This window comes from Thalassoroseus sp. (assembly GCF_984380535.1).
The window spans coordinates 428,530-444,015 of record NZ_CFHRBF010000001.1 but is presented as its reverse complement, the minus strand read 5'-3'; the positions used below and the strand labels follow the sequence as shown (position 1 = coordinate 444,015).

Genomic DNA, 15,486 nt, shown 5'->3' with positions numbered 1-15,486 from the left:
ATCGTACAACTACGATTCGCCCGAATTGCCACGACATGACAATGCTTGAGAAGCAACTCGAACAGTACATTGTTCGTGGAAGAATTCTCACGTCCCCTGCACAACTCGCGGGTTACGATGCCGACGGTTTGGGGTATCGCACCTACCGCCCGGATGCGGTCGTCATTCCCGCTGACACCGACGAACTGGCATCGCTGCTCCAACACGCGGACGAACTTAACGTCCCGATTTGTTTTCGCGGTGCGGGAACGTCGTTGTCGGGTGGTCCTGTCGCGGTTCAGGGAGGCGTGGTTGTCCATTTGTCAGCGTTTCGGGATGTTCGCCAGGTCAATGTGGAGGACCAGTGGTGCGAAGTTGATTGTGGCGTGACGCTCAATCAACTGGATCGAACACTAATTCCGAAGGGGCTTTTCTACCCACCGGATCCGTCGAGCGGTCCCGTTTGCACGTTGGGGGGCAACGTTGCGATGAATGCCGGCGGCGCCCATTGTTTCCGTTACGGTGTGACCAGCCAATATGTGTTGGGGATGGAAGCAATTCTTGGCGACGGTTCGGTTCACCGATTCGGTGGGCCGGCTGGCGGGCGTGGCGGATGGCGTGAAGACTGGAAACGGCTGATGGTCGGTTCGGAAGGCACTCTTGCGGTCTTCACGCGGTTTTGGTTGCGATTGCTGCCACGACCGGAGAAAGTTTGGACGTTTCGGGCCACGTTCCACACCCTGCAAACCGCCGAACGTGCCATTCAACGGTTGGCTGCCGACGAATCCTGCCCGGTGGCGATTGAACTCATGGACCCGCGATGCGTCGCAATGGTTGAGAACAGCCCGATGGCAGTCGGGTTGCCCAAAGACGCTTTCGTGATTCTCACCGAAATTGATGGACCGGAAGCTCTCGTCAATTCGCGGGTGGAGTCGATCGCGCAGATTCTCAAGGATTCCGGGGCTGATGATGTTTCGTTTAGCGACGACGCTATCGAACGCGAGCGACTATGGAAGGCTCGGAAAGTCGCGGGCGGTCTCATGGGGCAAATTAGTGCCGACTTCTTGGTTCAAGACGCCGTCATCCCGAAACGCTGTCTTGCGGAAGTCTTGGAGCTTGTTTACGACGAAGCCGACGCGGCTGACATCGCCGTAGTGAATGTGTTTCATGCGGGTGATGGCAACTTGCATCCAAACTTCATGTTCAACTCGGCCGTTCCGGGCGAACTTGAGAAAGTCGAGAAGATCAGCAAACGGCTCATGCATCGCGTGGTGGAACTCGATGGTACGCTCTCCGGTGAACATGGTATTGGCAACGATAAGACAGCCTATATGCCGTTGGTGTTCGGAGCGGACATGATGCGTTTGCAACTCGCGGTGTCCACGGCGTTCGATTCTCGATTTCAGTTAAACCCGTCGAAAGTTTTCGCGAATCGCCGATTTGGTGTGAGCACGGAGACAGCGGACGATTTCGGAGAAATCCCAAACCGAGATGCCCGGTGTTTTTCACCGTTTCTCGACCCCGTCGACGGCATCCTCTGCGTTTCTGCCGATGCGACGATTGCGGATGTCCAGAAAATCGCGGATCCACATGGCCTGCGATTCCCGCTGGTGTTAGACGAACAGATCACTGGCTTGAAAACGCAAACCGCTAGTGCCGGGTTCGCTTCGGCGTCGTCTCGGTTTGGGCCGTATGTCGATAACATCGTGGGTATGAACTGGAAGCTGCCCAACGGACGAATTGTTCGGGTAGGCGAGCGGGTCGTCAAATCCACGACCGGTTATGATCTCCTGCGGTTTCTATTAAACGCCTGGCATGTTTGGGGCGAGCGAACGACGCCGTGTCCTTGGGGCGAACCGATCGACTACGTACTGCGACTACGACCCGATTGTGAACGCCGATTGTTCGCGGTCCTCACCGGTGAGTCAGCTGCGCTCAAAGCAGCCGCAAACCGGTTCCGACAGAATTGCTGGAGCCATTGGTTCGACTCCATCGACTACGTTCTGGCCGGTTTCAGCCAAACCTACTTTCTGCGGTTGGGAATCAACTGCTCGGACCGCGATTGGCCAATCTACGAGTCTGCACTGCAATCGACAGCGAACGAACATTCTTTGCAACTTGAGACCCACGACATGCGGCATGTGAATGATGCGTGTCCCGATTTTGTCATCAAGACCACACCGCAACATGCCTGGGTTCTCGCTGAGGAACTCACGCAGCGGTTCGAACCAGTAAGCTGTTCCGTGTTATGTACCAACGGCGTCATACATGGCAATCTTGGCGAGACGCCATCGGACAGGTTGTCGGAACTCATTGACGAGATTTTCGAATTGGTTTCATCTCCGGTGCATGAAGTTGGCGGCGATTGCTATTCGCGGCATCGTCCGCCGTCGCCACCGACTCCGGCAGAAAGAATTTGGTTGACGGTTCTTGAGCGGGAGTTTTCCCGGTGAAGGAACCCTCAACCAGCAAAATGTCGAAAGACGCTGCGACGAAAATGCCGATCGATGTCGACCTGCTCAGTCACTGCGTGCACTGTGGATTGTGCTTGGAAGTCTGCCCGACCTACCAACTAAGCGGCGACGAGAACAACTCACCACGTGGACGACTGCGGCTGTGGCGTGAGGAAGCCGACGGCCGACTGCAACCCGATCCGTGGACTGCGACTTATACAGCCGAGTGTGTCGGTTGTCTTGCCTGCGAACCCGCTTGCCCGGCGAATGTTCCGTACGGGCATTCGTTAGAAATGATCCGCAAGAATCATGTGGCGGAGGGGCGAACTCCCATACCCCGACGACTCAAATGGGCCGCCCGACTCGTCAAACATCCGCGACTCTTGCAATGGGCAAGTATGCCCGTTCGCTGGCTTCGCAGACGGGGATGGCTGCGTCATCGTTTCGCGTTCCCCGGTCAGCCGACGGTCGTTGAATCGACGGCTCGCTATGCCCAACGGCTCATGCAGATCCACCAGCCAACCGGACAGAAGGTTGCATTGTTGACCGGATGTCTGATGGAAGCCGTCTTTCGCGAAATTAACTTGGCCACGGTGCGAGTGTTGATCGAGAACAACATTCAAGTTGTCGTACCGACCGAGCAAACCTGTTGCGGCGCGTTCGCAGAACATCTCGGTTTGCCGATTGATGGGCAAAACCAGAAACGCAACAAACGAGCATTCGCCTCTGGTGGCATCGAGGCGGTCTTGGCGAACTCTTCCGGGTGTGGTTTGGCGTTACGAAAAGCCTTGTCTGACCAAATCCCTGTGATGGATGTCCTCACGTTTTTGGCAACGCAACCATTGAAGCGACGTGATCGGCCTGATGAGGAGACACAAGTGTACGTCGATTTGCCTTGTCACCTGGTGCATGGTCAACGCGAGCCGGGAATTGCAGAGTCCGTGTTGGATGCAACCGGCTATCGCTGGGAACTTGCTCCACAAGCCCGCGACTGCTGTGGTTCCGGTGGTGTGTACAACATCACGCATCCCGAAAATGCCCAGAAAATCCTCGCGGGAAAGTCAGCGTTCTTGAACGGTGCTCCGGGAAATCCCGTGATTCTCGCGACATCAAACCATGTGTGCATGATGCAATGGCACTCAGCCGGACGAACCGGATTGGTCAACCGTCCCTTCGACGTTCGGCACATCATCCAATTACTCGATCCCGGCCCAAACGCCTTCGCGTCGAGGTAGGTTCTGAATGCGGAGTTGTTCTCTATTGGCAAAGCGCTAAGATAGAAAGACCGACATTTCTCGTCACCACGATAGTAAAATCGCTGCAGCCGCATTCGCGATAATCGTTAATTCTGGGTCCACTGTTTGGAATTCATTATGGACCACACATCTCAAAGTGCTTCGAAACCGTATCTGTTGTTACTAGCGACACTCGCGTTGTTCGTCGGTCTGTTTGAATGCTCGGTGGCGTTGGCGGACGATGCGAACGCGACCAGCGAGCAACTGTTTGTGCGGCGGATTGCCCCGCTGTTGCGTGAGAAATGTTTGGGCTGTCATGGAGGAGATGCGGAGAACATCGAAGGGTCGCTGGATGTGTCTTCTCTCGATGGATTGAAGGCCGGTGGCGACAGCGGCGAACCGGCTGTCATTCCAGGTCAACCCGCGAAAAGCTCGTTGTATTTGGCGGTAATGCGTGACAGTGACGAGTGGTCCGCCATGCCGCCGAAAGAGGCCGAACAGTTAACAAAAGCCGAAACCGATTGGGTTCGGGAGTGGATTCATACCGGTGCGATTTGGCCGACGAAGGACCGTCAGGCGGAAATCGAAAAGGCCTATGCGGAAGAGTGGTCGGTCGAAGACGGTGTGCCGGTGCCAACGTCCGGTGGACTCTCCGCAGAATGGACGAATCGCAAGTATGATCCGGCGTCTTTGTGGGCCTATCAACCGGTCGAGAAACCAGCGACTCAACATCATGGGCCACACGCGATTGACGAATTAATCGCACGTCGATTGCCAAACGGCTTGGAACTCGCAGGTCCTGCTTCCGCGGGCGTCCTGATTCGCCGAGCGACTTTTGATCTTATCGGGTTGCCTCCATCGCCGGCGGAAATCACGGAGTTCGAAACGCAATATGCGGAAGACGCGGACCACGCGATGGAGCAACTCGTCGATCGGCTATTGGAGAGTCCGCATTACGGCGAGCGAATGGCTCAACATTGGCTTGACGTGGTCCGCTATGCGGATTCGTCCGGCTTCGCCAATGATTACGAACGCGGTAACGCCTGGCGGTATCGTGATTATGTCGTGCGAGCATTCAACGAAGACAAACCCTTTGACCAATTCACCCGCGAGCAAATTGCGGGCGACGAGATCGATCCTACGAATCCGGAACTAATCGTTGCTGCCGGTTTCCTCCGGATGGGACCGTGGGAACTGACCGGCATGGAAGTCGCAAAAGTGGCTCGGCAACGGTTTTTGGATGACGTCACTAACAGCGTCGGCGAGACGTTCCTGGCTCACTCGTTGCAGTGTGCTCGCTGTCACGATCACAAGTTCGACCCCGTTCCCACTCGCGATTATTACGGGATTCAAGCCGTCTTTGCGACGACCCAGTTAGCCGAGAGGTCGGCCCGGTTTTTGGAATCCGAAAATCAGGCTGGGTTTGCAGAGAATAAACTTCTCGAACAACGGAAAAAGGAGTATCAGCAAACGCTCGCAGAACTCGACCGCGTGATGCTGGCGAACTCTCAAACGTGGTTCCGTGAAAACGACAAGGACCCAACGCAATGGAATGCTGTGGTCAAAAAATTGAGCCAGCAGAACCCGAACGGTGTGTTTGGCCGTGCCCGCAATGAGATGCGGAAGCTGAAACTTGCGGAAGACGATTATCCACCGAAATTGGTCGGTTTCACGCCGGAACAGTTCGGGCTGGAGCGTGTGGCTCGCAAAGGGCTGCAACGGCTAAGTTGGGAGTTTGACCGATACAAGCCGTTTGCGTTGTCGGTTTATTCCGGCCGCACTCCGGACCTGAACGGTGTCTATGCCCCCCTGCGGATGCCGAAAGAACCGCTGAAACACGGCGAACTCGAACGGACAACAATTCTCACCGGCGGTGATCCCTTCGCATCTGGCGAACCGGTTAAGCCAAGTGTGCTTAGTGTATTGGACTCGCAGAACTCCGCTGTAATTCCGGCTGACATTTCCGAGCGACGAAAGACGTTTGCGAACTGGGTGGCAAATCCGGCGAATCCGCTGACGACCCGTGCGATTGTGAATCGTATTTGGGGCTGGCATTTCGGACAGCCGATCGCGGGGAATCCCAACAATTTCGGCAGCACCGGGAAACGCCCGACTCATCCAGAATTGTTGGATTGGCTGGCGGCGACATTTGTGGAAGAGGGTTGGTCGTTAAAACGCCTGCATCGTGCGATCATGCTGAGTGACGCCTACCGACGCAGTAGCGAGCATCCCGATCGTTCGCAGTTGGCTGCCCATGATCCGCAAGGCCACAGTTATGCGGTCTTTCTGCCGCGGCGACTGACTGCTGAGGAAATCCGCGATGCGATGCTGGCGGCGACGGGGGAACTCAATCAGACAATCGGTGGTATTCCCAATCGTCCGGAGATCAATCTTGAAGCAGCCTTACAACCCCGGCAGGTGATGGGCACATTTGCGTCGGCTTGGGTGCCGAATTCGTTGCCGGAGCAGCGTCATCGGCGTTCTCTTTATGCTTTGAAACTTCGCGGTCTTGTCGACCCTGCGATGGATGTGTTCAACAAACCGTCCGCCGACTTTTCTTGCGAACGCCGGGATGTGAGCACCGTGACCCCGCAGGTGTTCGCTCTGTTCAACAGCCAAGCGAGTTACGCTCGCTCCTTGGCGCTCGCGAACCGTGTGGTGGAAGAACAACTAGCCACCGACGAACAAACGGTTAATCGGTGTTTTCAACTCACGCTGGGCCGATCGGCTTCGTCCGACGAATTGAAGTTCTGCCTCGATCATTGGAAAAGCATGATCAAACGCCATCGCGAAATTTCGATTCAATTTGCAGGCCAACCGTTGGAAGTGCAGCGGGACGCGGTCGAAGAAAACACCGGCGAAAAGTTCTCGTTCCGAGAAACACTACACGCGAATGCCGAGTTCGTGCCCGACCTCCAACCGGAGGACTGCGATGTGCGGACGCGGGCTCTCGCCGATGTGTGTTTGGTCCTCTTCAACGCCAACGAGTTTTGTTATGTCTATTGATTCCACGACCTCCGTGCACTCGCGGCGTCAGTTCCTCTACGGTTTAGGGGCTGGTCTGGGGAGCGTTGCGATGACGGCGTTGTTGGCGGATGACTTGGCTGCATCTGCGGGAGATGCAACGCACGCCTCTCCGCTGCAACCGCGAGCCGGGCATTTACCCGCGAAGGCCAAGAACTGCATCTTTCTGATGATGGAAGGTGGGCCGTCGCACATCGATACCTTCGACCCCAAGCCCGAACTGGCCAAGCGTCACTTGCAAAAGTTTGTGCGGTCGGGGGAAGAAAAGTCCGCGATGGAAAGCGGCACACGGTACTTCGTGCAAAGCCCGTTCGAGTTCATCAAAGTTGGACAAAGTGGTGCGGATATGGCCGCGAACTGGAGTCACCTTGCCGGCGTTGCGGATGAACTCTGTTTTTTCCGGGGCTGCCAGGTTGATAGCGTGAACCACCCGACCGCAATGTACCAGATGAATTGCGGGAACCGGTTTGGTGGCGATCCGGGAATCGGTTCATGGGTCACTTACGGTTTAGGTTCGATGAATCAAGACTTGCCCGGGTTCATCGTGTTGCCCGAGGTAAGTTACCCACAGGGTGGCGCCGCGAATTGGAGTAACGGTTATCTACCCGCTCACTTTCAAGGAACACCGCTCAGACCAAAGGGATCGCCGATCCTCGACTTGAAACCACCACAAGGCGTCTCTGCAGACCATCAGCGAGCAAATCTGGATTTACTTAATCGGCTGAATCAACGGCATTTCGCGGACCATCCCTGGCACGACGAACTGACAGCCCGTATGACGAACTACGAATTGGCCTTCCGCATGCAAATGCAAGTGCCGGAGGTGCTGGATATCTCCCAGGAGGATGCGAAGACGCACCGGCGTTACGGGCTTGATGACGATGCGACTAGTGCATTCGGGCGAAAGTGTTTGTTAGCTCGGAAACTCGTCGAGAAAGGCGTGCGGTTTGTGCAACTTTATCACGGTTCATGGGACAGTCATGATTACATCGCACGGGCCCACGGAAATCTTGTGCGGAGCGTAGACCAACCGATTGCAGCGTTGATTGCCGACCTGAAAGAACGCGGGTTGCTCGAAAGCACACTCATCGTATGGTGCGGCGAATTTGGCCGAACGCCAGACAACGGAGTGCGAGGCGGGACCGCTTACGGGCGGGATCACAATCCGAGTGCAATGACAATCTGGTTAGCCGGTGGCGGTTGCAATGCCGGTCATACGATCGGAGCCACCGACGAACTTGGCATGAACGCGGTGGAAGAAGTCCACCATGTCCGCGACTTGCATGTCACCCTATTGCGTTTACTCGGCTTAGATGACAACAAACTCACGTTCTATCACGCCGGCCGGTTCAAACAACTCAGCCAATTTGGCGGGAAAGTCATCGAACCGCTGATCGCGTGATGATTGATGAGCCGCGCATAAAAAGTACCCCGGAAGGGATTCGAACCCCTAACCCCTGGTTCCGAAGACCAGTGCTCTATCCAATTGAGCTACCGAGGCATCTCGCACATTCATACTGTGTGCAGAGATTCTAGACGATTTGATCGTTTCAGAAAAGGCTACGCGAGCCGAACTCGCCTAGGAGACGACTATTTTTCTCTGAATCCACGATTGTGGGTACGTGTGTGCAGTTTGGTGTCTTAGTTGGCCCTTGGCATCCGGCGGCGTTCGACAGCGTGATACAGAAGCGGGATGGCGATCAAAGTGATCAGCGTGCCGGAAATAAGGCCTCCGATCACCACGCGAGACATCGGAACTTGCAGTTCGCTGCCTTCTCCGTACCCCATTGCCAACGGCGTCATTGCCAAGATGGTGGTGAGTGTTGTCATCAAAATCGGGCGAAAACGGCGTCTCGAGGCTTGTAGCACACGTTCGGTGAGATCGAGTTCGGGATGACTTTCCGCGAGTTGGTTCGCATAGTCGATGAGAACGATCGCATTGTTCACGACAATTCCTGCGAGCATGACCACGCCAATGAACGACTGAATGTTCAAAGTCGTATCGGTCAAAACCAACATCAGAATGACGCCGATTGCTCCCAAGGGAATGGACACAAGAATTAGCAGTGGGTGCAGTAGCGACTCAAATTGAGAAGCCATCACCATATACATTAGTCCGATGGCCAAGAGGAAACCGACGTTTAACGCTTGGAAGCTCTCTTGTTGTTGCTCCCAGTCTCCAGCGATGTTGAGCGAGAAACCTTCGGGGATTGGGAGTCCGTCGAGCCGGGTCTGAAGATCGCGAATCGTGCTGCCAAGATCGCGATCAACGATGTCGGCGGTGATGCCGATGAATCGTTGACGATCCCGACGACCGATCGACACCGGGATATCTTTCGAGTGAAAATGCACAAGGTTCTTGAGGGCCACCACTTGACCGATTCCGGTCGGAACACCGACATATTCGACATCGCTCAATTGCTGTCGGTCCGGTTCCTGCAACCAGACCCGAATGTTGAATTCATCCCCTGCCTCACGATAGACGGTGGCTTCGGTTCCGCGAATCGTGGTTTCGAGAGCCTGTGTGACGTTGGACACGTTGACGCCCAACGTACTCGCTTTGGAGCGGTCGACGGTCGCCACCAGTTCCGGGCGACGCTGGTCCATTCCCACATCAACATTCGCCACTCCTGGCACTTCTTTCATGACCTCGGCGACGGCGAGCGCGAGCTCTTCCGCTGTTTCTTGGTCGTAACCTCGCACTTCGACTTCGACATCTCCCGACACCCCGCTTCGATGGGAAATCATGCGAAAGACACGCATTTCCGTCGATGCCCGCACTCGAACTTCCATCCCCGGAACTGCTCCGATGATCTTGGCAACGTCTCGACTAATCTGTTCGGCAGAGCGTGTTCGTTCGTTGTTCGGTTTCAACTGCACCCGGAGGCGGGCCTCATTCCAGTCGTCGGCTTCGCTACTGCTGTCGCCGATAAATGCCAACCAGGTATCTGCTTCGGGGAGTGAATCCTTGACGATGTTGTCTAACCGGGTCGCTTTTTCGGCGAGTTCTTCCAGTTGAATCCCGGCTGCCATCTTGGTGTCGATTCGGAGGCTGCCTTCGTCCGTCTTTGGCATGAGCTCTGTTCCGATGAGCGGATACAGTCCGACCGTCATCGTGAATGTCGAGAGCAATACGAAACCGACGATACCCGGAGCACGGAGACAGAGTCGCAGACCGCGGCCGTAGATTTGCTCCATCAGCGTAAAACCGTTGCGGCTGAAACGATGGAGACGTGCCACTTGTCGACCCCACCAGGATTGCGATGCGTCAGATGTCGTCGCGTTGAGATCGCCAAGCCAATACGCGCTGAGCATGGGGGTCAGCGTGAGACTGGCAATCAACGAGCACAGCAGAGAAAACGAAACGACCCAGGCCAGCTGGTTCAGCATGATCCCGGTCATCCCGACGAGGAACATCAACGGTAGAAACACGATTGTTGTCGTGAGCGTGCTGGCTACGATCGCAGAGGCGACTTCCCGAGTACCTTCGATGGCGGCATCTTGAGGGGACAGTCCTTCCTCGCGTTTACAGAAAATACTTTCGAGGACCACGATCGAATTGTCGACCAGCAGACCAATCCCAAGCGCCAATCCGCCGAACGACACGATGTTTAGCGTGAACCCTTGGAAGAAAATGAGGATGAAGGTCGCCAAAATCGACAGCGGCATCGTGACGGCGATCACGAGTGTACTGCGAAAACTTTGGAGGAAAATCACGAGGACGAAAATCGCAAGGGCCATCCCGTAGAGACTGGACGTCCGCAGGTTCGACATGACATCACGGATGAAATCCGCGTTGTCGATACGGATGGTGAGTTGCCCGTTCGTGAGCCGGCGATTCAGTTCTTCGACTGTCTTCCGCACGCGATTACTCACGGCGACCATGTTCGCCCCGGATTGTTTGTTGATGTAGACCATCGTCCCAGGTTGGCCGTTGATGCGGGTGATCTCGGTCACTTCTTCGTGTCCGTCAACAATCTCGGCGACATCCTGCAACCGCACTAATGCGCCGTTCTCTTGTCGAATGACGGTCTGAGCAATTTCATCAAGACTTTCGAACTGCCCTTCGCTACGGAGTAACAAATTGAGATGACCTGATTCGAAATAACCGGCCGGTCGATTGATATTCTCTTGCTGAAGGATATCGACAATTTCCGAAATACCGATATTCAGTGATTCCAGTTTGCCCCGATCGAGCGCGACTTGAATCTCTCGGCGGACCGCGCCACGCAACTGCACCGTGGCAACACCCTGGATGCGTTCCAAACGCGGAATGATTTCGCGTTCGGTGTATTGAGTGAGTTTGACGGGTTCTAGGTCGCTTTGGAGTGCGAGGAAGACGAACGGAAAGTCGGCCACGTCGAACCGTTCGATGTAGGGGGAATCGATCTGGTCAGGCAGGTCTTCGCGAATCCGTTCAATGCGGGCTCGCATGTCGGCCATCACAGTGTCTAGGTTCGTTCCCCAAGCGAACTGACAGCGAATAATGCTACTGCCTTCCAGACTGGTGCTCGTGAGTCGTTCCACGCCTTGAACACCACCAATCGCCTGTTCGAGCGGTCGGGTGAGGACTGTTTCCACTTCCTCGGGCGAAGCACCTTCGTAGACGGTTGTGATGCTGACGATCGGCAGCGTCACGTCGGGCATTAGATCGATCGCCAACTTCGACAACGCATGGGCACCGAGAACGGCTACGACCAAACTGGCCATCAGAGTTGTAATCGGGCGGCGAACAGCCAAGCGGGTGAGAAACATGGTTTATCCAGACCGAGGAGTCAATCAGTCAAATTGCAGTGTCCGAGCAACTACTCACCGGCGGCACCGACATCGTCGGATTCGGTGGACTCTGGTTCGCCTCGCTCGGCGATGATTTCCGTCGGTTGAGACCACGCAATCTCCAGAGGATTCACGGCTTGACCATTCTTGACGACACGCACTCCCAAAGTGACGATTTGATCGTTTGCGGACAGCCCCGATAGAACTTCGACCAATTCGCCATCGTGAATTCCGGTAACGATTTCTTGAAGTCGTACTGTTGGGGCGTCATCGCCGGGTTTATGATTCAGCACATAAACAGCGGGCTGATTGTTCTTCTGCAGGACCGAGGCAATCGGCAGAACATTGGCTTCACGTTCGACGAAAATCAACGACACCCGCGCGTGCATTCCCGGCTTCAACTGTAAATCGGGATTCGGGATTTCGATTTCGACTGCCGCCGTCCGGGTCCCTGGATTGAGCACTGGTGCCTTGCGGATCACCTTCCCCGAGAACTCGTCGTTCGGAAATGCATCAACCTGGATTGTCGCTTGTTGGCCGACTTTCACACGGGGGTAATCTTTCTCGACCACATGCACGACTGTGTGAACCTTGCGATACGAGACGATCCGCAATAAGGGAACATCGGGTTTGGCAAGGTCACCGACATCCACCATTCTTTCCGCGACCACGCCAGCCATTGGTGCCAGAATTTTGCTGTCGGTCAATGCCAATTGATTGCGATCGATTTCCGATTGCGCTTGTTTGACTCGAGCCTCTTCGAGTTCTCGCTGAGCGACGGCAATACGCCATTGGGCTTCCGCTTGGGAGAACTCTTCTTCGGTGGCAGCGTTGCGGTCGCGGAGTCGCTTGTTGCGGTTGTAAATACTCTGGGCCAACTCTTCCTGAGCATCTTGTGCCCGTTTCTGAGCTTCCGCGACCACGAGTGCCGCTTTGGCACCTGCGACCAGTTCCATTTGTTCGCGGTCGTCGAGCACGACGATCACCTCACCGCGTGCAACGGTGTCACCGACTTCGAAAGGAATATCCGTAATGTAGCCATCTCGGCGAGAGAGAATTTGCACCTCGGAACCGGCCATCAAACTGCCGACCAGTTCTGCTCGATCAGCGATGACTCGCTGGGCGACAGGCATCACCTCGACCGCCACTGGCTGTTTCGTCACAGCGGGGACTTCCTTCGCCGCCAATGCAGTCGAGCGAGAGTAGATCACCCAACCTAATCCGAGTGAAACACAGATCGAAACACACGCGACAACAAGCTTCAATGTGGTTTTCATGGGTCCCTGCGTTCTTCAAACGATTGCAGTCGACATGGAATGCGAGGCATGCCTCATACGCAATCTTCCCATGCAATATGGGAGGAAGTGGTGGGTTTCATGTTTGCTCGATCGACAATCCGAAAAAATCGGACGCGTTCGGACGGTAAACCGAGCAAGCCGTCGAAGGTAAGTTCTTGGAGAGATTTGGGGGATGATGAGACACTTCCAACTCAGCGAGCAGTCCCATCAATTTTCGCTGTTATTTTGCCGGGTTCGCGTCGGAATTAAAAGTCGCGGTCACCGTTTTCGCGAAGAAGTCGAGAAATTGCGGTTCAACGTTTCGCACCGGTCAAACTTTTCTATTGCGGACAATCGAAACAATCCGAACAAATTGCGGCAATCCCGCTAGCTTGCCTGAAGTCTCTAGTCTTGCATTGCACGAACGCGGCTTGGAATCCCGATATCTTCTCACAGCCGACTGAATCTTCGAGTTGCTTCCGAATGGTAGTCATGCGGAAACAACTGGTGAGAAACACGCCGACTTGCGTGTGAGCGAAGTGAAGTGACGCATCGATTTGGGGTGGCGACACCACGTATTCTCCCGCCCATTTGCCTGCCGCGTATGGAAGCCGACATGACAATTCGAATTGTGGTTTTGACAGTTTTTACAGCGTTGTTCGCAGCCGCTTGGTCCTCGGATGGCGAATCCACGAACGATGTTGTTCGTTCGAGTCGAAAGTCAATCAAACAGTCGCCGGAGACGAACGAACCAAAGTCTTTTGAGCGAGAGCCGCAGAAAACTTTTGCTAGCAACGGACCGATTCTTCGTGTGCCTGAAAACGTCGTTTCTTACGAGGCAACTTCTACCATTGTGTTCGAACCGGTGTTCCGAACGATTTCTCAGTCCGAATGGGTGACTCCCAAAACGAATGCATCGACTGAGCAACCCCCGACCCCGCCAGGCATTGCGTCGGGACACTATTTTGTGGTGACGAATGACGGTTTAAAAACGCAACTCACAGTACCGGGCAGCAATACCGAGAGTGTGCGAGACCTCTATATCTATCGCACCGCGGAACGTCGTTGGTACTACATTCGTCAAGAGTCCGTCGGAGCAGTCCCGCAACCAAAGCCGGAAACGAGTGGGCCATCGGTGGCGACAAAAATGGACGAAGAAATGCTCGTCGAGCTTGCTGATCAAGAAGCCAAACGCCGATTCCAAGTGGTGACCCGCTGGTTGTTGGGTGAGAACGAAACCAACGAGGAACTGATTCCCAAAGCTCAAACAGCCGAAGCACCGGCTCAGGCCGAACGACAGTAAGTCGGCCGATAGTTATGCCAGGATGGGTTCGATCAAATGGCCATGCACATCGGTAAGTCTGCGGTCCAAGCCGTTGTGGTAGTGCGTGAGCCGGCGATGATCGAACCCCAGTAGGTGCAACACCGTCGCATAGAAATCCCAAACGGTCGTGGGATTCACTTCGGCTCGGCGGCCGAATTCGTCGGTCGCCCCATGGCTAACACCGCCACGCACCCCGGCTCCCATCATCCAACAGGTGAAACCATCGGGGTTGTGGTCACGACCTGCCGTTCCCGCTTGATGTGTCGGCATACGACCAAATTCGGTCGTCCATAACACGAGTGTTTCATCGAGCAATCCCGATTCCTTGAGATCGGTCAGCAATGCGGCGGTCGGTTGATCGAAGATGGGGCAATGACGCTCATAGTCGGCTTTGAGCGTCTTGTGGGCATCCCAATTCAGTAGGCCATCCACACCCGAGGCTCGCGACGCACAATATAAATTGACGTACCGCACGCCACGCTCCAACAACCGTCGTGCCAATAGACAATTGCGGGCGTACGCGGCTTTGTAGTTGTTCGCATCGCCCGTGCCATACCGTTGGTGCGTGGATTGCGTCTCCTGCGAAAGATCGGAAACTTCGGGAGCCGACAACTGCATCTTCGCGGCGAGTGTGTAACTTTCGATCCGAGCTTGTAACTCGGATTGAGCCGGAAAGTTGTTCGCAAACTTGCGATTGAGTTGATCCAACAAATCGCGGGATGCCAACTCCTCCGCCTGGGAAATTCGCTCGGGCCGTTTGAGGTTTCGAATCGGTTGCTGATCACTCAACATGATTCCCTGATGGCGTGCGGGCAAGAAACCGTTGGACCAATTCGCTTTGCCGTTCGGCGGTTCCCCACGAATATCCGGAATCGCGACGTACGTTGGTAAGTTCTCGTTCTCACTGCCCAAGGCGTAACTCAGCCATGCCCCGGCACTCGGAAAACCTTCGGTGGCATGGCCGGTGTTCATGAAGACACAACCCGGGCCGTGCGTATTGGTTTTGCTCATCATCGAGTGCACAAAGGCGATGTCATCAACATGCCGCGACATGTGTGGCAACATCGAGCTGATCATCTTTCCGCTTTCGCCGCCGGGTTGGAACGGCCACGGACTTTTCATCAGGTTGCCGTTCTTGCCTTGGAACGAAACGAGATTCTCCTCGCCGGGAAGTGGTTTTCCATGGTACTTCTCAAGCGACGGCTTGTGCTCCCACAAGTCCATGTGAGACGCCGCGCCCGGACAGAAAACCTGCAACACACGTTTCGCACGCGGCGGAAAGTGCGGTTGCTTCACGGCCGATTCCATCGCATTCGTATTGGAGACCAGCAGGTCGGACAGACCCACACCGAGCAGTCCCGTGGTGACTTGCCCGAGCCAACCGCGTCGCGTCAATGCGTCGAGAGAGTTGTTCATCG

Annotated in this window: 8 protein-coding genes and 1 tRNA gene; 5 read left to right on the top strand and 4 right to left on the bottom strand. The window is 55.2% G+C overall.

From position 1 onward, the window contains the following. Window positions 1-35: 35 nt before the first annotated feature. The 4 genes from AC5DDB_RS01645 (at window position 36) to AC5DDB_RS01630 (ending at window position 8,093) form a co-directional block, all read left to right on the top strand. Entirely contained in the window at window positions 36-2,432 is a 2,397-nt protein-coding gene (locus AC5DDB_RS01645; RefSeq protein ID WP_491737922.1) for an FAD-binding oxidoreductase, read from the top strand. Then, on the top strand, window positions 2,429-3,667 hold the full coding sequence (locus AC5DDB_RS01640; protein WP_491737921.1) for a (Fe-S)-binding protein: 1,239 nt from the start codon (window positions 2,429-2,431) through the stop codon (window positions 3,665-3,667). Before AC5DDB_RS01645 ends, AC5DDB_RS01640 begins: the two co-directional genes overlap by 4 nt. 138 nt (window positions 3,668-3,805) lie before the next feature. Further along, entirely contained in the window at window positions 3,806-6,673 is a 2,868-nt protein-coding gene (locus AC5DDB_RS01635; protein WP_491737920.1) for a PSD1 and planctomycete cytochrome C domain-containing protein, read from the top strand. A 70-nt stretch (window positions 6,674-6,743) separates the two neighbouring features. Next, entirely contained in the window at window positions 6,744-8,093 is a 1,350-nt protein-coding gene (locus tag AC5DDB_RS01630; protein WP_491738056.1) for a DUF1501 domain-containing protein, read from the top strand. Between the two features lie 25 nt (window positions 8,094-8,118). Here the strand turns inward: AC5DDB_RS01630 and AC5DDB_RS01625 are convergent. The 3 genes from AC5DDB_RS01625 to AC5DDB_RS01615 all read right to left on the bottom strand — a co-directional run bounded on the left by AC5DDB_RS01625 (window position 8,119) and on the right by AC5DDB_RS01615 (window position 12,744). Next, window positions 8,119-8,192: transfer RNA gene (locus AC5DDB_RS01625), tRNA-Arg, on the bottom strand. Between the two features lie 140 nt (window positions 8,193-8,332). Beyond that, on the bottom strand, window positions 8,333-11,446 hold the full coding sequence (locus AC5DDB_RS01620) for an efflux RND transporter permease subunit (protein ID WP_491737919.1): 3,114 nt from the start codon (window positions 11,444-11,446) through the stop codon (window positions 8,333-8,335). A 50-nt stretch (window positions 11,447-11,496) separates the two neighbouring features. Continuing rightward, window positions 11,497-12,744: an efflux RND transporter periplasmic adaptor subunit gene (locus AC5DDB_RS01615; RefSeq protein ID WP_491737918.1), complete on the bottom strand. Its 1,248-nt coding sequence runs from the start codon at window positions 12,742-12,744 to the stop codon at window positions 11,497-11,499. Window positions 12,745-13,360: 616 nt separating this feature from the next. On the opposite strand from AC5DDB_RS01615, the gene AC5DDB_RS01610 reads away from it, so the two are divergent. Then, on the top strand, window positions 13,361-14,047 hold the full coding sequence (locus AC5DDB_RS01610) for a hypothetical protein (RefSeq protein ID WP_491737917.1): 687 nt from the start codon (window positions 13,361-13,363) through the stop codon (window positions 14,045-14,047). A 12-nt stretch (window positions 14,048-14,059) separates the two neighbouring features. Here the strand turns inward: AC5DDB_RS01610 and AC5DDB_RS01605 are convergent, their stop codons facing one another. Beyond that, complete coding sequence (locus AC5DDB_RS01605) at window positions 14,060-15,484, bottom strand: DUF1501 domain-containing protein (RefSeq protein ID WP_491737916.1); 1,425 nt, start codon at window positions 15,482-15,484, stop codon at window positions 14,060-14,062. Window positions 15,485-15,486 lie beyond the last annotated feature (2 nt).

What these genes read in the sequence shown, in the direction of transcription:
- AC5DDB_RS01635 (WP_491737920.1), top strand. Translation starts at nt 3,806, where the DNA reads ATGGACCACACATCTCAAAGTGCTTCGAAACCGTATCTGTTGTTACTA.
- AC5DDB_RS01605 (WP_491737916.1), bottom strand. Translation starts at nt 15,484, where the DNA reads ATGAACAACTCTCTCGACGCATTGACGCGACGCGGTTGGCTCGGGCAA.
- AC5DDB_RS01620 (WP_491737919.1), bottom strand. Translation starts at nt 11,446, where the DNA reads ATGTTTCTCACCCGCTTGGCTGTTCGCCGCCCGATTACAACTCTGATG.
- AC5DDB_RS01645 (WP_491737922.1), top strand. Translation starts at nt 36, where the DNA reads ATGACAATGCTTGAGAAGCAACTCGAACAGTACATTGTTCGTGGAAGA.
- AC5DDB_RS01610 (WP_491737917.1), top strand. Translation starts at nt 13,361, where the DNA reads ATGACAATTCGAATTGTGGTTTTGACAGTTTTTACAGCGTTGTTCGCA.
- AC5DDB_RS01615 (WP_491737918.1), bottom strand. Translation starts at nt 12,744, where the DNA reads ATGAAAACCACATTGAAGCTTGTTGTCGCGTGTGTTTCGATCTGTGTT.
- AC5DDB_RS01630 (WP_491738056.1), top strand. Translation starts at nt 6,744, where the DNA reads ATGACGGCGTTGTTGGCGGATGACTTGGCTGCATCTGCGGGAGATGCA.